Annotated in this window: 21 protein-coding genes; 13 read left to right on the top strand and 8 right to left on the bottom strand. The window is 65.9% G+C overall.

Annotation, left to right across the window (positions count from 1 at the left end; translation table 11 throughout):
• The first annotated feature begins 32 nt into the window (after nucleotides 1-32).
• Genes EN857_RS26775 through EN857_RS26765 form a run of 3 tightly spaced genes read left to right on the top strand, consistent with a single transcriptional unit; the run spans nucleotide 33 to nucleotide 1,483 of the window.
• On the top strand, nucleotides 33-395 hold the full coding sequence (locus EN857_RS26775) for a DUF805 domain-containing protein (RefSeq protein ID WP_127284659.1): 363 nt from the start codon (nucleotides 33-35) through the stop codon (nucleotides 393-395).
• Entirely contained in the window at nucleotides 388-765 is a 378-nt protein-coding gene (locus EN857_RS26770; RefSeq protein ID WP_245478396.1) for a DUF805 domain-containing protein, read from the top strand. The genes EN857_RS26775 and EN857_RS26770 overlap by 8 nt, the downstream gene beginning before the upstream one ends.
• 16 nt (nucleotides 766-781) lie before the next feature.
• Complete coding sequence (locus tag EN857_RS26765) at nucleotides 782-1,483, top strand: hypothetical protein (RefSeq protein WP_127284661.1); 702 nt, start codon at nucleotides 782-784, stop codon at nucleotides 1,481-1,483.
• Here EN857_RS26765 and EN857_RS26760 read toward each other — a convergent pair.
• Nucleotides 1,458-2,492: a 2-dehydropantoate 2-reductase gene (locus EN857_RS26760; RefSeq protein WP_135859366.1), complete on the bottom strand. Its 1,035-nt coding sequence runs from the start codon at nucleotides 2,490-2,492 to the stop codon at nucleotides 1,458-1,460. The two genes, EN857_RS26765 and EN857_RS26760, sit on opposite strands and share 26 nt — an antisense overlap.
• 116 nt (nucleotides 2,493-2,608) lie before the next feature.
• On the opposite strand from EN857_RS26760, the gene dapE reads away from it, so the two are divergent.
• Nucleotides 2,609-3,814: a succinyl-diaminopimelate desuccinylase gene (dapE, locus tag EN857_RS26755; protein ID WP_135859365.1), complete on the top strand. Its 1,206-nt coding sequence runs from the start codon at nucleotides 2,609-2,611 to the stop codon at nucleotides 3,812-3,814.
• Entirely contained in the window at nucleotides 3,801-4,406 is a 606-nt protein-coding gene (locus EN857_RS26750) for a transporter (RefSeq protein WP_127284664.1), read from the top strand. Before dapE ends, EN857_RS26750 begins: the two co-directional genes overlap by 14 nt.
• Here the strand turns inward: EN857_RS26750 and truA are convergent.
• The 4 genes from truA to def form a co-directional block, all read right to left on the bottom strand.
• Entirely contained in the window at nucleotides 4,403-5,158 is a 756-nt protein-coding gene (gene truA / locus EN857_RS26745; RefSeq protein WP_127309306.1) for a tRNA pseudouridine(38-40) synthase TruA, read from the bottom strand. The two genes, EN857_RS26750 and truA, sit on opposite strands and share 4 nt — an antisense overlap.
• 124 nt (nucleotides 5,159-5,282) lie before the next feature.
• Nucleotides 5,283-5,789 (bottom strand): N-acetyltransferase, encoded by a 507-nt coding sequence (locus EN857_RS26740; protein ID WP_127309305.1) that lies wholly within the window; start codon nucleotides 5,787-5,789, stop codon nucleotides 5,283-5,285.
• Nucleotides 5,786-6,721, bottom strand: coding sequence for a methionyl-tRNA formyltransferase (gene fmt / locus EN857_RS26735; RefSeq protein ID WP_135859364.1), 936 nt, complete (start codon nucleotides 6,719-6,721; stop codon nucleotides 5,786-5,788). The genes EN857_RS26740 and fmt overlap by 4 nt, the downstream gene beginning before the upstream one ends.
• 5 nt (nucleotides 6,722-6,726) lie before the next feature.
• The gene (gene def / locus EN857_RS26730) at nucleotides 6,727-7,257 is read right to left on the bottom strand and encodes a peptide deformylase (RefSeq protein ID WP_127284668.1); all 531 of its coding nucleotides are present in this window, start codon (nucleotides 7,255-7,257) and stop codon (nucleotides 6,727-6,729) included.
• 103 nt (nucleotides 7,258-7,360) lie between these two features.
• On the opposite strand from def, the gene EN857_RS26725 reads away from it, so the two are divergent.
• On the top strand, nucleotides 7,361-8,602 hold the full coding sequence (locus EN857_RS26725; RefSeq protein WP_135859363.1) for a DNA recombination protein RmuC: 1,242 nt from the start codon (nucleotides 7,361-7,363) through the stop codon (nucleotides 8,600-8,602).
• A 7-nt stretch (nucleotides 8,603-8,609) separates the two neighbouring features.
• Here EN857_RS26725 and EN857_RS26720 read toward each other — a convergent pair whose 3' ends face one another.
• Nucleotides 8,610-9,014, bottom strand: coding sequence for a GFA family protein (locus EN857_RS26720; RefSeq protein ID WP_127309302.1), 405 nt, complete (start codon nucleotides 9,012-9,014; stop codon nucleotides 8,610-8,612).
• 64 nt (nucleotides 9,015-9,078) lie between these two features.
• On the bottom strand, nucleotides 9,079-10,044 hold the full coding sequence (locus tag EN857_RS26715) for a cation diffusion facilitator family transporter (RefSeq protein WP_127284671.1): 966 nt from the start codon (nucleotides 10,042-10,044) through the stop codon (nucleotides 9,079-9,081).
• Between the two features lie 278 nt (nucleotides 10,045-10,322).
• Between EN857_RS26715 and EN857_RS36225 the strand changes: the two genes are divergently transcribed.
• Nucleotides 10,323-10,448 carry a hypothetical protein gene (locus EN857_RS36225; protein WP_126059281.1) on the top strand — a complete coding sequence of 42 codons (126 nt, stop codon included), beginning with the start codon at nucleotides 10,323-10,325 and terminating at the stop codon, nucleotides 10,446-10,448.
• Between the two features lie 224 nt (nucleotides 10,449-10,672).
• The gene (gene sugE / locus EN857_RS26705; RefSeq protein ID WP_127392744.1) at nucleotides 10,673-10,987 is read left to right on the top strand and encodes a quaternary ammonium compound efflux SMR transporter SugE; all 315 of its coding nucleotides are present in this window, start codon (nucleotides 10,673-10,675) and stop codon (nucleotides 10,985-10,987) included.
• Nucleotides 10,988-11,060: 73 nt separating this feature from the next.
• On the opposite strand, the gene EN857_RS26700 is transcribed toward sugE, so the two are convergent.
• Nucleotides 11,061-11,489 carry a DUF6481 family protein gene (locus EN857_RS26700; protein WP_135859362.1) on the bottom strand — a complete coding sequence of 143 codons (429 nt, stop codon included), beginning with the start codon at nucleotides 11,487-11,489 and terminating at the stop codon, nucleotides 11,061-11,063.
• 237 nt (nucleotides 11,490-11,726) lie between these two features.
• Here EN857_RS26700 and EN857_RS26695 point away from each other — a divergent pair, with 237 nt between their 5' ends.
• The 5 genes from EN857_RS26695 to EN857_RS26675 all read left to right on the top strand — a co-directional run bounded on the left by EN857_RS26695 (nucleotide 11,727) and on the right by EN857_RS26675 (nucleotide 16,906).
• On the top strand, nucleotides 11,727-12,782 hold the full coding sequence (locus EN857_RS26695; protein WP_135859361.1) for an LLM class flavin-dependent oxidoreductase: 1,056 nt from the start codon (nucleotides 11,727-11,729) through the stop codon (nucleotides 12,780-12,782).
• 163 nt (nucleotides 12,783-12,945) lie between these two features.
• Nucleotides 12,946-14,115, top strand: a complete 1,170-nt coding sequence (locus tag EN857_RS26690; RefSeq protein ID WP_135859360.1) for an AI-2E family transporter — start codon at nucleotides 12,946-12,948, stop codon at nucleotides 14,113-14,115.
• Between the two features lie 84 nt (nucleotides 14,116-14,199).
• Nucleotides 14,200-15,027 carry an arylamine N-acetyltransferase gene (locus EN857_RS26685; protein WP_135859359.1) on the top strand — a complete coding sequence of 276 codons (828 nt, stop codon included), beginning with the start codon at nucleotides 14,200-14,202 and terminating at the stop codon, nucleotides 15,025-15,027.
• 3 nt (nucleotides 15,028-15,030) lie between these two features.
• Entirely contained in the window at nucleotides 15,031-16,029 is a 999-nt protein-coding gene (locus EN857_RS26680; RefSeq protein ID WP_135859358.1) for an LLM class flavin-dependent oxidoreductase, read from the top strand.
• Nucleotides 16,030-16,111: 82 nt separating this feature from the next.
• Nucleotides 16,112-16,906, top strand: coding sequence for an inositol monophosphatase family protein (locus EN857_RS26675; protein ID WP_135859357.1), 795 nt, complete (start codon nucleotides 16,112-16,114; stop codon nucleotides 16,904-16,906).
• Nucleotides 16,907-17,170 lie beyond the last annotated feature (264 nt).

The following is a 17,170-nucleotide window of genomic DNA, read 5'->3' as shown; positions in this document are numbered from 1 at the left end:
TCCGTCGCGCGGGTTCAACACGGAGGGGCGTCATGGACTGGAAGTATCTTCTGACCAGCTTCGAGGGCCGCATCAACCGCGCCAAGTTCTGGGCCGGCATCGGCATATTCATTGCCATCGGCATCGTTGCCTTCATCCTCGATTCGATCCTCGGCACTCGTTTCACCACGGCCAGCGGCGGCCAGGTCGGCATCATCGGTATCATCGTCACGCTGGCATCGATCTATTTCGCGTTTGCTCTTTACGCCAAACGCTGGCACGACCGTAACAAGTCGGGCTGGTGGACGCTGATCGGCCTCATACCCATCATCGGCGGCATCTGGTTGCTTGTGGAACTCGGCATCCTTGAGGGCACCAGGGGCGCCAATCAGTATGGACCGGATCCGCTTGCCTGAAAAATCCGACCTTACCTGGCTTTTCTTCAAAACCTCGGGCCGCGTCAGCCGCGCGGCCTATTTTCTCGGCGGATTGCTGGTCGCCATCGTCCAGGCGTTTCCGCTCTATCGCTTCACGCTGGTGCCGGAGGGTTCGCCCGAGAGCAACATGTGGTCGTTCATCTTCCTGATCGCCTTTGTCGGCTCGCTCTGGTCGAACATCGTTCTGGCGGTGAAGCGGCTGCACGATCTCGACAAGCCGGGCATCGCGGCGCTGGTGCTGTTCGTGCCGGTCGTCTCGATCGTCGCCTTCCTCGTGCTGTGCCTGTTTCCGGGGCAACCCGGGCCCAACCGCTATGGCAGGCGCACCAACGCGCCGGCCGATTCCTGAGCGACCATCTTTCGCCATGCGCTACCGCACGCTCGATCCGAAACTGATCATCGAGACCGCCGAACGGCTGGAGGAGCGCGTCGCCGAGCGTTTTCCCGACGCCGGCCTTCGCGGCGTCGCCGCCGAACTGGTGTCGCTGTCGCGCGACCTGGCAAAGGGCGCCAAGGCGCTGGAGGCGCCGCTTTGGTGGCTGCGCGGCCTGATCGCCGCCGCCGTCGTCGCCGGCGCGCTGGTGTTCGTCTTCGTCGGCACCATCCTGCCGCTCGACCGGCTTTCGCGGACCAGCGACGCCGTCCAGTCGGTGCAAGGCATCGAAGCCTCGCTCAACATGTTCATCCTCGCCATCGTCGGCTTCCTGGCCCTCATCCGCACCGAGGAGCGCATCAAGCGCAAGCAGGTGTTCCGCCAGCTGCACGGCCTGCGCTCGCTGATCCACGTCATCGACATGCACCAGCTGACCAAGGACCCGGCGACGCTGTCGGCCAATTTCAAGCCGACCTCGCATTCGCCGGCCCGCATCACCAATGCCGCCGACCTCGCCCGCTACCTCGACTATTGCTCGGAGATGCTGTCGATCACCGGCAAGATCGCGGCGCTGTTCGCGCAGTCGGTCAATGACGACGTGGTCATCGACGGCGTCAACGACGTCGAGAACCTGGCCTCCAACCTGTCGCGCAAGATCTGGCAGAAGATCACCCTGATCGACGATCAGGTCTGACCGCTTCCGGCGCCAACCCCGGCGGACCGCGCCGTGCCGCCTCGGCCTCGCGTACCAGGGCGGCGACGCGTTCCGTCATCGGCGCCGGCACGCCGGAGCGTTCGGCGAGCGCGAGCACCGCGCCCTGCAATTCGCCGATCTCCGTCGGCCGGCCGCGCCGCAGGTCGTCCCACATGGACGAACGCGCCTCGGGGTCGATGGCCAGCATGCGGCGCGCCAGCCGCCGGAACAGCCAGTCGGGCAGGCCGAGCACCTTGGGCAGCAGCGCCGGACGCAGGGCGGCAATGCGCGCCGGCCGGATGCCCGACGCCAGCATCGCCGCCAGCGCCTCGTCGATCTGGGCTGCCAGGATCAGCCGCCAGCGGCGGTCGGCCAGTTCGGTTGCCAACGGCTGATCGGACAGCGCCACCAAGGCGTTGTTGAGGTTCATCAAAAGCTTGCCCCACAGCACCGCCTTCATATCGACATGGGTTTCGACGCCAAGCCCTTCGACGTCGAGCAGGCCGGCAAGGCCGGCCACGCCGTCCTCGATCATCACCTTGCCCTCGCTGGCGCGATGCACGTGAAACGGCGCCTCGCCCTCCGGTGTCTGCACGACATTGAACGGCACCATGCCGGCAAGCACGTGTCGCCCGGCAAGCCTTGCCCGCAGTTTCTCGGCATTGTCGACGCCGTTCTGCAGGCTGACCACCACTGCTTCCGGGCTGGCATGCGCCGCAATGAGCGCGGCCATCTCCTCGGTGGCGCCGCTCTTGACCGTCACCAGGACGATATTGGCGCTGGCCAGGGCCTCGGCTGGATCGGCGGTGACGGAAAGCGCCGCGGGCGCGATGCGGCGGTCGCGGCCATCGAGGTCGCTGACCCGCAAGCCATCCTTGCGCAACGCCGCCTCGACGCGCGGGCGCGCCAGCAAAGCCACCTTGCGTCCGGCGAGCGCAAGGCAGCCGCCGACATAGCAGCCGATACTGCCGGCGCCGGCAATGGCGATGGTCTTTTCTTCCCTGGCCATGCGATAGTCTCACCTTGGTCTGCGACTATACGACATGAAAACCATAATGTCGGCGCCATGGCCGGCCATGACGTCTGGTCGTGACAGGCCTTTCGCTTTCGATTATCGCTTTGCCCATGAAATTGCCCACCGACCCCGCCGCAAACCTTGCCGCCCTGATCCGCTGCCCCTCGGTGACGCCCGCCGAAGGCGGCGCGCTCGCCGCGCTGGAGACGATGCTGAAGCCGCTCGGCTTCGCCGTCGAGCGTCCGGTGTTCTCTGAAGACGGCACGCCGGACATCGAGAACCTTTATGCAAGGCGCTCCGGCAACGGACCGCATCTGATGTTCGCCGGCCATACCGATGTGGTGCCGGTCGGCGACGAGACGGCCTGGACGCACCCGCCCTTCGCCGCCGAGATCGCGAATGGCGAAATGTATGGCCGCGGCGCCGTCGACATGAAGGGCGGCATCGCCTGCTTCATCGCGGCGGTGGCGCGCCATGTCGAGAAGGCGGGCGGGCCGAAGGGCTCTGTCTCGCTGCTGATCACCGGCGACGAAGAAGGGCCGGCGATCAACGGCACGGTGAAGCTGCTCGAGTGGGCGGCGGGCAAGGGCGAGAAATGGGACGCCGCGATCGTCGGTGAGCCGACCAATCCGGACACGCTCGGCGACATGATCAAGATCGGCCGGCGCGGCTCGATCTCTGGCAGCGTGACCGTCAACGGGCGCCAGGGCCACGCCGCCTATCCGCAGCTTGCAGACAATCCGGTACGCGGGCTGATCAGCCTGGTCGACACCCTGCTCCATCCGGTGTTCGACAAGGGGACCAAGGATTTCCAGCCGACCAATCTGGAGGTCACCTCGATCGACGTCGGCAATCCGGCCACCAACGTCATCGCGGCCAAGGCGACGGCCACCTTCAACATCCGCTTCAACGACACCTGGACGGCCGAGACCATCCAGGCCGAGATCCACAACCGCCTCGACCAGGCGGCTGGGCGCAAGAAGTACCGGCCAGGCAAGAAGACCCCGGTCGACTACGAGCTCGTCTGGCGCGACCGGCCGAGCCACGTCTTCCTGACCCGCGACGAGCGGCTGATCGAGACGCTGAGCGGTTCGGTCAAGGCGACGGTCGGCAGGAAGCCGGCGCTTTCCACCTCCGGCGGCACATCGGACGCCCGCTTCATCAAGGACTATTGCCCGGTGGTCGAGTTCGGACTGGTCGGCCAGACCATGCATATGGTCGACGAACGCGTCGCGCTTGCCGATCTGGAAACGCTGACCGGGATCTATCAGCGCTTCATCGAAGACTGGTTCGGGCAGGACCATGCTGTCGGCTGATGAAACCTACGCCTCGCTGGCCGGCGCCTGGCGGCTGATGCTCGGCAAGGTCGACGGGTTGCGCCTGCTCGACCTGTCGGCGGACGGTTTCTGGAATTCCTTCTTCGCCATCGTCGTGGCCGCGCCGGCGCTGATCGTCGGCTGGGTCGGCATCGCCAATGAGATCGGCGATCCGAACGCCTTTGCCGGCCGCTTCAGCATGCTTCTGCGGCTGGCGACCGTCGATATCGGCTCCTGGGTGCTGCCGCTGGTCGGCCTGGCGCTGATCGCGCCGCGCGTCGGCATTGGCGGCCGCTTCGTCCATTATGTCGTGGCCAGCAACTGGGCGTCGGCGATCATCGCCTGGCTGATGCTGCCGTCGGCGCTGATCCGGCTTTTCCTGCCGTCGACCGACGAGGTCCCCGGGCTGGTGTCGCTGCTCCTGTTCGCGGTCTCGATGATACTGACCTGGCGCATGACCAATGCCGTGATCGGCAGGGGCGCCGCCGTCGGCACCGCGGTCTTCGCCGGCATGTTCGTGGCCTCGCTGGCCGTGCTGTTCGGGCTGCAGGCGCTGCTCGGCATCACCATCCCGACGGGGGTCGAGGGCTAGGATCCTTCCGGATAATCGACGCCGATGAGGAACAGCCCGTCGGGCGGCGCCACCTGGCCGCAGGCGGCGCGGTCCTGGGCGTCGAGCGCAGCCTTGAGATCGGCGGCGGTCCAGGAGCCGTCGCCGACGCGCCTCAGCGAACCGACCATCGAGCGCACCTGATTGTGCAGGAAGGAGCGCGCCGAGCTCCGCACCTCGATCATGTCGCCCGAACGGCTGACGTCCAGCCGGTCGAGCGTGCGAACCGGGCTTTCGGCCTGGCACTGGGTCGAGCGGAAAGTCGTGAAATCATGGCGGCCGAGCAGCACTTTGGCCGCCTCGTGCATGGCCTCGGCGTCGAGCCGCTTCGGCACCCACCAGACCTTGCCCTTCTCCAGCGCCGCGGGCGCGCGCCGGTTGAGGATGCGGTAGAGGTAGTGGCGGCCGGTGGCGGAGAAGCGGGCGTCGAAGCCGTCGGCGACGACAGCGGCCTTGAGAATGGCGATGCGAGCGCCGGCGGCCTGCAGATGCGCGTTGACGGCGTCCCGCACCTTGTCGCCCGGCCAGGCTTTGACCAGGTCGACATGCGCCACTTGGGCGGTGGCGTGCACGCCGGCATCGGTGCGGCCTGCCGCGCGGAGCCTTACCGCCTCGCCGCAGAACTTTTCGATCGCCTGCTCGATCGCCTGCTGCACCGAAGGCTGATCCGCCTGGTGCTGCCAGCCGGCAAAAAGGCTGCCGTCATATTCGATGTCGAGGCGAAAACGCGGCATATCAGGCGGCGGCTCGCCACTTGAAGCGCGCCGCGCCTGAACGGCCTCGTGCGACGCGCTTCAAGTTCTTATTTTCATGCATGTCGTTGTCCCAAAACCGCCACGCACTTTTGGGCGACATGCGTCAGGCGGCAAGCGCGGTGAAGGCCGAAGCGTAGACCAGCTTGCCGGCCTCGGGAGCATCGCCCCAGGCCAGCGCCTGCAGCGCCTCGCCCTGGTATTCGCTCTCGAATTTCTCGGCGCGGGCATGGGTGTAGCCGAAGCGACCGTAATAAGACGGATCGCCGAGCACCACGGCAAGCGTCTCGCCGGCTTCCTTGAGGCGGACATGCGCCTCGCGGATCAGGGCGCCGCCGATGCCGGTGCCGTGGAAGGACGGCTCGACCGCCAGCGGCGCCAGCGCCACGGCCGCGAACTGCTTGGCGCCCTTCTGGACGAAAAGCCTGGAGAACAGGATATGGCCGACCACCTGGCCGTCCTCTTCCGCCACCAGCTCGACGACGGCATCGCCGCCGGTGACCAGCGCGTCGACCAGTCCGGCCTCCGCCTGCTGGCCGAAGGCATGCTCTTCGACGAGGCGGATCGCCTCGCGATCCCGCGGCGTCGCCGCGCGTATCGACATCATGCTCATGAGAGTTTCGTTCCTTTTTCGATCTTGGCCCCGCGCAAGAACTCCTGCGCGGCGGCGGGCTTTCCGCCCGCCCGTTGAACTTCGACCAGCCGGACCGCGCCTGACCCGCAGGCGACCGTCAGCCGGTCATCGAGAATTCCTCCCGACTCGCCGACGCCATCCGAGAGCGTCGAGCGAAGCAGTTTCAGCCGCTCCATGCGGCCGCCAATGTCGACCTCGCACCACGCGCCCGGAAAGGGCGAGAGGCCGCGAATGTGATTGTGGACTTCGCCGGCAGGCCGCGTCCAGTCTACGCGTGTCTCCGATTTATCGATCTTTCGGGCGTAGGTCACCCCCACAGTCGCCTGTTGGACAAATGTCAGACAATTTATCCCCAACTGCGCGAGCGCTTCCACCATCAGCGAAGCGCCCTGAGCCATCAGACGGTCATGCAGTTCGCCGGCGGTCATATCGGGTTCGATGGCGCATTTTTCAAGCAACGCCACCGGTCCGGTGTCCAAACCCTCCTCCATGCGCATCACCATCATGCCGGTTTCGGCATCGCCGGCCATGATGGCGCGCTGGATGGGAGCCGCTCCGCGCCAGCGCGGCAGAAGCGAGGCATGGCCGTTCAGGCAGCCGAGCCTGGCCCCCTCGAGAACGGCCTTTGGCAACAAAAGCCCATAGGCGACGACCACGGCGACATCGGCACGCAGCGCGGCGAATGCCTGCTGCTCGGCCTCGCCCTTGAGCGATGTCGGGGTGCGGACCTCGACGCCCAGCCGCTCCGCCTCGCGCTGCACGGGCGACGGCGTCAGCTCCAGCCCGCGCCGGCCGGCGGCACGCGGCGGCTGCGTGTAGACGGCGACGATTTCATGGCCGGCTTCGGCAATCGCGCGCAGCGTCGGCACGGAAAACTCCGGCGTGCCCATGAAGATGACGCGAAGGGGCATGACCCCTAGCCCACCAGCTTGCCCGGCGCCTTGTCCTTGGCGAGCTTCTTGAACTTCTTCACCACCATGTCGCGCTTCAGCTTCGAGATGTGGTCGATGAACAGCACGCCGTTGAGATGGTCGATCTCGTGCTGCAGGCAGGTCGCCATCAGCCCTTCGGCCTGCATCTCCTGCAGCTTGCCGTCGCGGTCGAGATACTTCACTCGCACCGCGGCGGGACGCTCGACCTCTGCGTAATAGTCCGGGATCGACAGGCAGCCTTCCTCATAGACCGAGCGCTGGTCCGAGCTTTCGAGGATTTCCGGATTGATGAAGACATGCGGCGCCGGCGTCTCGTCCTCCTTGGCGAGGTCGATGACCAGCATGCGCAGTGGCTCGCCGATCTGGATCGCCGCCAGGCCGATGCCGGGGGCGTCATACATGGTGTCCAGCATATCGCCGGCCAGTTTGCGCAACGGCGCATCGACACGCTCGACCGGTTTGGACAGCTGGCGCAGGACGGGATCGGGAAGGATGATGAGCGGCTTGATCGACATGGCGTCTCACCTAAGACGTCGTGCGAAAAGCGTCAACCGGGGCGCTTTCGACCTGTTCACGTTTTGATCTGTGCCGGAGAGCCGAATCATCTATGCTGCCCGCATGAACGACCTGAGCTCCATCCTTTCCGAACCCGTGGCCCGGCTCGGCGCCAGCACGATCACGCTCGGCCATATGCTGGCCTTCGGCGCCGTCCTTTTTCTCGGCCTCTTCCTTGCGCTGGTCATCGCGCTGTGGCGCTCGGCCAGGGCGCGGACGATAGCAGCCGCGGAAGCCGCCGACCATGCCCGCGACGCCGAGGCGCGGATGGCCGGCATCCTGCAGGCGCAGGCCGAGATGCAGGGCCGCATGGGCGCAATTGCCGAAGTGTTCGGGGCGCGGCAGGCCGAGCTCACCCAGTCGATCGGCCAGCGTCTCGACGCCATGACCGGCCGCATCGGCCAGACCATGACCGAGCAAACCAAATCGACGCATGAGAGCCTGGCCAAACTGCAGGAACGACTGGCGGTGATCGACACGGCGCAAGGCAACATCCAGTCGCTGGCCGGCCAGGTCGTGCAACTGCAGGCGATCCTCTCCAACAAGCAGACGCGCGGCGCCTTCGGCCAGTCGCGCATGGAGGCGATCGTCGCCGACGGTCTGCCGCATGGCGCCTACGAATTCCAGGCGACCCTGTCGAACGGCAGCCGGCCCGACTGCCTGGTACGGATGCCGAACGGCGCGCCCTCGCTCGCCATCGATGCCAAATTTCCGCTCGAAGCCTGGAACGCCATCCGCGCCGCCGAAGGCGCGGAGATGCAGAAGGCCGCGGCGCAGGCCTTCCGGCGCGATATCGAGGTGCATATCCGCGATATCGCCGACAAATACCTGCTCCAGGGCGAGACGCAGGACACCGCCTTCATGTTCGTTCCGTCGGAATCGGTGTTCGCAGAGATCCACGAGAATTTCGAGGCGGTGGTGCAGAAGGCGCACCGGGCCCGCGTCGTCATCGTCTCGCCGTCGCTGTTGATGCTGTCGATCCAGGTCATCCAGGCGATCCTGAAGGACGCCCGCATGCGCGAGCAGGCGCATTTGATCCAGGGCGAGGTGATCCGGCTGATGGAGGATGTCGGGCGTGTCGACGAGCGGGTACGCCGGCTGCAGACGCATTTTACCCAGTCGGCGAAAGACATCGACGACATCCTGGTCTCGACGTCGAAAGTGACCAAGCGCGGCCAGAAGATCGAGGCGCTGGAGTTCGGCGAAGGCGAAGCCGAGGCGCCGCGCAAGGCTGAAGCGGGGACGCGGGTGGCCGATTCCAAGACCGGCCAGCTCAGGCTGCGGGTTGTCGAGGACGGCGACTGAACCGGCTCTACTGTTCCTCGATGGTCGTCATATCGTGGAATTCCGGCAACCATTGCAATGCGGAGCGGTGCCAGACCTGCTTTCTCGGAACCAGTTCCTCGCGCTGACGCGACGTACCGGCCCTGATGCCATAAATCTTCGGCCCATCGCCGACCGAGGTCGCGTAGAGATGGGAGCCGCAGTCGCCGCAAAAGCCCTGCGCGCGCTTGGCGCCAGAGGATCCGGTCTTGATGTAGACCTTCGGCGAGCCGCTGGTGATCCGGTAGTTGCTTTCCGGGGCTGGAACCGTCACGCGGAAGGCTGTGCCGGTCAATTGCTGGCAGTCCGTGCAGTGGCAGATCGAGGTCTTTTCCGGGTCGACCTCGGCCTCATAGGTGATGGCGCCGCAATGGCACCCGCCGTCAATCCTCATCGGTATCTCCTCCAGAATTCGCGACGATCTTAGCGGGACAAGGCCGCGAGGCAACAGCGCAGCGCTAGTCCAAAGCCGGATCGGAGGCAGCGTCGATCAGCTTGCGGCGGCGTACCCAGGTCCCGGTGGTTTGTGGCTTGACGAACAGCCGGGTGATCTCCGGCATCTCGGTTTTCAGCCGCGCTTCCAGCCGCTCCACGCAGGCCTCGATCTCGGGCGCCGTCAGATGGTCTTCGAACTCGACGCTCAGACCGGCGACGATCTCTTGCGGTCCCATGTGGACGGTGAGAACGCCGTTCGCCCGCTGCACCGCCGGATCCCGCTGCACAATGGCAAGCACCTTCTTCTGCACCTCCGGCGATGCCGGCTCGCCGATGAGCAGGCCCTTGCTTTCGCGCGCCAGGAAGATCGCGGTCGAACCGAGGATCAGCGCGATGCCGACCGAGGCGGCGCCGTCGAGCTCGGGCATGGCAAAGACTTCCGCCGCCAATATGCCGGCAAAGGCGACGATCAGGCCAAGCAGTGCCGCGCTGTCCTCGAACAGCACCGTATAGACGCTCGGATCCTTGCTGAGCCGGACCGCCTCGAACCAGCCCAGTCCGCCCTTCTCGCGGCGGAATGCGGTCAGCGCCACATACCAGGAACTGCCCTCGAACAGGAAGGAGAGGCCGAGCACGACATAGTTGACCCTGACATTGGCGACCGGCTCCGGCGCCATGATGTGCACCACGCCTTCGTAGAACGACACGCCGGCGCCAAGCGCGAAGACGAGGAGGGCGACGATGAAGCTCCAGAAATAGAGCTCACGGCCATGGCCGAGCGGATGGCTGCGGTCGGGCGGGCGGGCGGCGCGATGCATGCCGTAGAGCAGCAGGCCGCCATTGCCGGTGTCGACCAGCGAATGCACGCCTTCCGAAAGCATCGCCGAACTGCCGGTGAAGGCCGCGGCGGCGAATTTGGTCAGCGCGATCGCCAGATTGCCGGCAAGCGCCGCGTAGATGACCTTTTTCGATCCGCCATGCCCTGCCATGCCGCTAAGTCCCGGTTGACGCCTGGAGCTTAATGCATGTCGTCCAAAATCGCGCCGCGGTTTTGGGGGAACGCATCAAGACAAAGACTTAAAGCGCGACGCCCGAATCCGTTTCGTCATGACGCGCAATAACGATCGGGCCGTCGGAGCTCCTCAGGCGATTCGCCGGCGAAAACCGGTTGACAGCGGCCAGGCCGCTGCGCGCGTCCGACAATGTCCTCTTGCAGTCCGGCTTTTCTCTTGTTTCACTTCGTTGCCCACAATCGGAGGAACGAATCATGGCTAAAGGTGCGATGAAGGCGGGCAAGGAAGCCCGTAAGCCAAAGAAGGACGCGAAGAAGCCCGCCGCGGCCCCGGCCCTTAAGGCGCCGCCGGTCAAGGCGACGCGGCTCAAGGACAAATAGGCCTCGGCTGATCCGTCCCGGCGCGGATTTTCAACCGGCGGCATGGAGCCATGCTGCCGGTGTTTTGTTGATTGGGGCCGAGGACCGCCTATATCAGCGTGGCGAGGACGACCTCGCTCCTCCCAAAACCCGGCCGGGACGACCCGGGCTTGAAAGTGCTGCACCGCGCGCCGGTTTCGCAAGATCGTGCGCCGTGAGGGCACGCAGCGAATGGAGCGTTGCCGATGTCGTGGATTTATCTGTTTTTCGCCGGCCTGTTCGAGATCGGATGGGCGATCGGCCTGAAATACACTGACGGCTTCTCGAAGCTGGTGCCGACGGTGCTGACCGTCGCCTCGATGATCGTCAGCCTCGGCCTGCTCGGCCTGGCGTTGAAGGAGCTGCCCGTCGGCACCGCCTATGCGGTGTGGACCGGCATCGGCACCGTCGGCACCGCGCTGCTCGGCATCTGGCTGCTCGGCGAGCCGGCGACCGTGGTTCGGCTTGCCTGCATCGGCCTCATCGTCTGCGGCATCGCCGGCCTGAAGCTGGTGGCCTGATGTTTGCCGCGAGACAAACGCGTTCGGGGCCGCCCCTGGCGACCCTGAACCTGTTCTTCGAACGAAACCGCTGTTAGCGGGCCGAGAAACCCGGAGGCGTCCGGCCGACACGCGCCTTGCGCGCGGCATAGCGCGCATCGCGCTTGGCCTTGCGTTCGGCCTCGTCGGCGAGCACGCGCGAAATGCGATCGTTCTCTTCGGCTTCGCGGATCTTGGCCTCCGCCGCAGCCGCCTCTTCGGCGGCAATGCGCGCCGCTTCGGCAGCTGCCTCGCGCTCGGCCTTTTCAGCCGCTTCGCGGGCCAGCTTTTCCTGCTTCACCCTGGCCTTTTCGGCTTCGCGTATCGCGCGCGCCTCGAGGATCGCCTTGCGTTCGGCCTGTCGCGCCAGCACCGCGGGATCGTCCGCGGCCGGCTTTGACTTGAAGCGCTCCAGGAGCGCCTTCTTTGCCTCGTTCGCGGCATTGCGCCGCTCGAAAATGTCTTTTTCCCTGTAGATAGCCAAGTCCACTTCCCTGAAGTCAATTCGCGACGCTTACATACGCGCGAAAACCGATAGTTCAAGCGCCAAAACGGTATGCCAGCCATGAAATTCTGGGCTGTTGCAACTGGGAGACGTCACAGTCCTGCGCGAAAACCGACATGCAGTGTTCACAGTCCGCGCCTCTGGCGGCGCGGCGGGCGGATCGCTATCTCCAGCGCGACGCACAAACATCGAAACAAGGCATCAGGATGGCACGGCATGGAACTCGGTCTCTACACTTTCGCTGACGTCAGCCCCGAGTCCGGGCCGGGCGCCATCGGCCCGCATGAGCGGCTGCGCAATCTGATCGAGGAGATCGAGCTGGCCGACCAGGTCGGCCTCGACGTGTTCGGGCTGGGCGAGCATCACCGCCCCGACTATGCCGCGTCGGCGCCGGTCGTGGCGCTGGCCGCGGCGGCCGAGCGCACCAGGCGCATCAAGCTGACCAGCGCGGTCACCGTGCTCTCCTCCGACGATCCGGTGCGCGTCTTCCAGCAGTTCGCGACGCTCGACCTGCTTTCCGGCGGCCGCGCCGAGATCATGGCCGGGCGCGGCTCCTTCATCGAATCCTTCCCGCTGTTCGGCTTCAATCTGGAAGACTATGACGAGCTGTTCGCCGAGAAGCTCGACCTGCTGCTTGCCATCCGCGATCAGGTCAAGGTGACGTGGCAAGGACGCCTGCGCGCGCCGATCAACGGCCGTGGCGTCTATCCGCGCCCGTTCCAGGAGAAACTGCCGGTCTGGATCGCCATTGGCGGGACGCCGCAGTCCGCGGCCCGCGCCGGCGCGCTCGGCCTGCCGCTGGCGCTCGCCATCATCGGCGGCGAGCCGGCGCGCTTCGCGCCGCTGTTCGAGGTCTATCGCCAGGCCGCCAGACGGGCCGGCAACGATCCGGCAAGCCTCGCCACCAGCCTCAACGTGCACGGTTTCATCGCCGAGACCACCGAGAAGGCTGCGGACGATTTCTACACGCCGCAGGCCGAGGTGATGAACCGCATCGGCCGCGAGCGCGGCTGGGGGCCGACGTCGCGGGCGCATTTCGACCAGTCGCGCGGCCCGAACGGCGCCTTGTTCGTCGGCAATCCCGAACAGGTGGCGGAGAAGATCGTCGCCCAGCACATGATCTTCGGCAATGACCGCTTCCTGCTGCAGATGGCGATCGGCACCATGCCGCACGCAAAGGTCATGAAGGCGATCGAGCTCTACGGCACCAGGGTGGCGCCGATCGTGCGCAAGGAAACGGCGAAGGCAGCACCAGCCGAACCCGTCGCCTGACCGCCGGCCGGACGCGCTCCAACGCCGAAGCCGCGGCTCCATCTTCGCCGTCGGCGCATTTCCTGTCCGGCCGAAGTCATTGCCGGCTAACGGAACTTTGCCGCCGGAAGCACGTTTTCGCGAGGAAGCCGCATCATCATTTGCGGCGTGCCCGAGGGAAACGATGAAGGCCGAACCGACCGCTTCGGGCACCGGCGCCACCGGGACGCCTGATCCGCGCGAAGACATACGCGCGGATACGCATTTGATACGGTCGCTGCTCATCGGCATCTTCATCCTGATGGCGGTCTATGCGCTCTACTTCGGCCGCGCCTTCTTCATGCCGGTGATCCTAGCCTTCCTGCTGGCGCTGACGCTGACGCCGATCGTGCGCTTCCTGCGCCAGCACGGCGTGCCCGACGCGCTGTCGGCGACGCTCCTGGTGCTGCTGTCGCTGATCTTCGTCGCCGGCGCCGGCTATCTGCTCAGCGGCCCGGTGATCGAGCTCATCAACAACGCGTCCACGATCGGCATGCAGCTCACCGAGCGCCTGGCCCAACTCAGGCAGCCGTTCGAGAAGATCATGCAGATCTCGCACCAGCTGGAAGGCCTGACCCAGACGTCACAGGAGCCCGACGTGCAGAAGGTCGCGGTGGCGCAGTCCGGCATGTTGTCTTCCGCCGCCGGCAACATCCTGTCGGCGGGCACCGGCATCACCATCGTCTTCGTGCTGTCGCTGTTCCTGCTCGCCTCCGGCACGATGTTCTACGAGAAGATCATCCAGTCCTTCGCCAGCCTCAGCGAGAAGAAGCGGGCGCTGCGCGTCGTCTACGACGTCGAGCGCGAGATTTCGCATTACCTGCTCACGGTCACCATCATCAATGCAGGCCTCGGCACGGTGATTGGCCTTGGCCTGTGGGGGCTCGGAATGCCCAACCCAATGGTCTGGGGCGCGGCCGCCGCCTTGCTCAATTTCCTGCCCTATGTCGGCGCGTTGATGACGATCATACTTGTCACCGTCATCGCGCTGATCAGCTTCGACTCGATCTCCTTTGCGCTGCTGGCGCCGGCCTTCGTGCTGCTGTGCGACATCGTCGAGGGCCAGTTCGTGACGCCGCTGGTGGTCGGCAGGCGGCTGGAGATCAACGCGGTGGCGATCTTCATCGCCATTGCCTTCTGGTCGTGGCTGTGGGGTTTTGTCGGCGCGCTGATGGCGGTGCCGCTGCTGGTCGTCGTCAAGGTCTTCTGCGACCATTTCGAAGGGCTGAGCCATGTCGGCAATTTCCTGGCGGCACAGCACAGCCTCGTCGTCGATGAGGATACGGCCGAGCAGAACGGCAAGGTCCGCACCTGACTCGGCCCGGCAATTGTTGCCGCGCCTGTTTGTCGGACCCGGAGCGAGTGCCTATATCGAGCCGGTCAAAGCCGGACCTCCTTCATGACCGACGCCTCCTTCGACCTCGATGCCTATTTCGCCCGCATCTTCTATCGCGGCCCGACCGAGGCCTCGCTGGCGACGCTGAAGGCGCTGCACCGGCAGCATCCGCAAGCGATCGCGTTCGAGAATCTCGATCCGTTCCTCGGCCATGCGCGCAAGCTCGACCTCGCCTCGCTGCAGGACAAGATCTTCACGCACGGCCGCGGCGGCTATTGCTACGAGCACAATCTGCTCTTCATGCATGCGCTGACGGCGCTCGGCTTCGAGGTAAGCGGCCTCGCCGCGCGGGTGCTGTGGGGCCAGCCGGACGACGCCATCACCGCGCGCAGCCACATGCTGCTCAGGGTGGAATTCGACGGCCATACCTATCTCGCCGATGTCGGCTTCGGCGGATTGACGCTGACGGCGCCGCTGCTGCTCGAAGCCGGACCTGAGCAGCAGACACCGCATGAACCCTTCCGCCTCGTCGAGACGGAGGATCATTTCCGCCTGCAGGCGCAGATCGGCGGCGACTGGCGCAGCATCTATCGCTTCGACACGCAGCCGGCCTACGCGGTCGACTATGCGGTCAGCAACCACTTCCTGTCGACGCATCCGAGCTCGCATTTCCTGTCCTCGGTGATCGCGGCGCGCGCCCTGCCCGACCGGCGCTATGCGCTGCGAAACAACCGGCTGTCGACGCATCATCTCGGCGGCCGCACCGAGCAGCGGGAGATCGCGACAGCGGCGGAGCTCGCCGGTGTGCTGGAAGACCAGCTCGGCATCGTCATCCCCGACCGGCCCGCCTTCGCGGCCAAGGTGCGGGAAAAGAACATCGTGGAGCGCTGAGAAATGACCGCCCTGTCCGTACTCGACCTGTCGCCGATCGCCGAAGGCAGCGATGCCTCGCGCTCGCTGGCGAACTCGCTCGACCTCGCCCGCCATGCCGAGCGCCTCGGCTACCGGCGTTACTGGCTGGCCGAGCATCATAACATGCCGGGCATCGCCAGTGCCGCGACTTCGGTGGTCATCGCCCATGTCGCCGGCGGCACCAGGACGATCCGCGTCGGCGCCGGCGGCATCATGCTGCCCAACCATGCGCCGCTGGTCATCGCCGAACAGTTCGGCACGCTGGCGGCGCTATTTCCCGGCCGCATCGACCTCGGGCTCGGCCGCGCGCCCGGCACCGACATGGCGACGGCGCGGGCGCTGCGCCGCAATATGGAAGCCAGCGATAATTTCCCGCAGGATGTCGTCGAGCTGATGGGCTATTTCCAGCCGGCCGCGGAAGGCCAGCGCATCCGCGCCGTGCCCGGCGAAGGCCAGAAAGTGCCGGTCTGGATCCTCGGCTCCAGCCTTTACGGCGCGCAGCTCGCCGCGCTGCTCGGCCTTCCTTACGCCTTCGCCTCGCATTTCGCGCCGGCCGAGCTCGACCATGCGCTGGAAGTCTACCGCTCGCGCTTCCAGCCGTCGGCTGAGCTCGACAGGCCCTATGTCATGCTCGGCCTCAACGTCTTTGCCGCGCCGACCGATGCCGAGGCGCGGCTTTTGTTCACCTCGCTGCAGCAGGCCTTCGTCAATCTGCGCACCGGCCGGCCCGGCCGGCTGCCGCCGCCGGTCGAGGGCTACGAGCAGACGCTGGACCCGATGGCGAAAGCCATGCTCGGCCATGCGCTGTCCTGCGCCGTGGTCGGGTCGCCGGAAACGGTGCGGCAAGGCATCGACGCCTTCGTGCGGCGCACCGGCGCCGACGAGCTGATGGTGACGGCGCAAATCTTCGACCATGCGGCCAGGGTGCGCTCGTTCGAGATCCTTGCCGACGTCCACAAATCGCTGTCGCAGGCGGCCTGAGTCCGACAAGGCGCTTTTGCTGCTTTTGCCGGGCAACGGCTTTTGCTATGGCGGACCACCCATCCCGACCGCGAGCACGCCTGTGACAAATGACCTCGACGCGCGAACGCTCTTTGCCATCGACCTCGCGCGACGCGCCGGCGAGCTCGGGCTCAAATATTTCCGCGACCTGGAAAACCTGACCATCGAGAGCAAGGGCCATCAGGACCTGGTCTCGGACGGCGACCGCGAGGTCGAGCTGTTCATCCGCGCCGCGATCGCCGACGCCTATCCGCAGGACGGCATCGTCGGCGAGGAACATGCAGCGGTCGCGGCCAAGACAGGCCATGTCTGGGTGATCGACCCGATCGACGGCACCGCCAATTTCGTGCGCGGCATTCCGGCCTGGTGCGTGGTGATCGCCTGCGCCAGTAACGGAGAGACGGTCGTCGGCGTCATCCACGAGCCCTCGACTGGCGAGACCTTCCACGGCCATCGCGGCGGCGGCGCCTTCGTCAACGGCAGGCCGATCACGGCGAGCAAGGCTGCGAGCCTCACGGAAGGTTCGGTCGGAACCGGGCTGTCGAACCGGGCCAACACCGAGCATGTCGCCGTGCTCATCCGCGCCATCATGGCGGAAGGCGGCGTCTTCTACCGCAACGCGTCGGGCGCGCTGATGCTCGCCTATGCCGCCTCCGGCCGGCTGCTCGGCTATGTCGAGGAGCACATGAACGCCTGGGACTGCCTGGCCGGCATGCTGCTGGTCGAGGAAGCCGGCGGCACGGTGCTCAAACCTGATCCGGCAACCGTCATCGGCCAGGGGACGAAGGTGATCGCCGGTGGAAAGGCGATCTTCCCGAAGCTGCAGGCACTCTGCGTCGAGGCATTCGGGCGCTGATTGCGGCGGCTGCGACGTTTTTGCCCGCCTCGGATTCGGCAAGTTTGGCCATGTCCGGCGGCAAATCGGCTGCGGTACGCGTGATTTAGGCCTTTTCCCTGCCGTGGACCGCGATAGTGGACGCCTTGCGCAGAATGCTTGCGCGCCGTCCGGCCTGTTCTTATATACGCGCCAAGCCGTTCGGCGCCGGAAAGCCGGTTGCCGGAACGGGATTTCTTGTGAACAGGGGCTTTGTCGGAACGCCTTCACGGGTCCTGAGAGCCT

This window comes from Mesorhizobium sp. M4B.F.Ca.ET.214.01.1.1 (assembly GCF_004791545.1).
Classification (GTDB): Bacteria; Pseudomonadota; Alphaproteobacteria; order Rhizobiales; family Rhizobiaceae; genus Mesorhizobium; species Mesorhizobium abyssinicae.
This window is presented reverse-complemented; position numbering and strand designations above follow the sequence as displayed.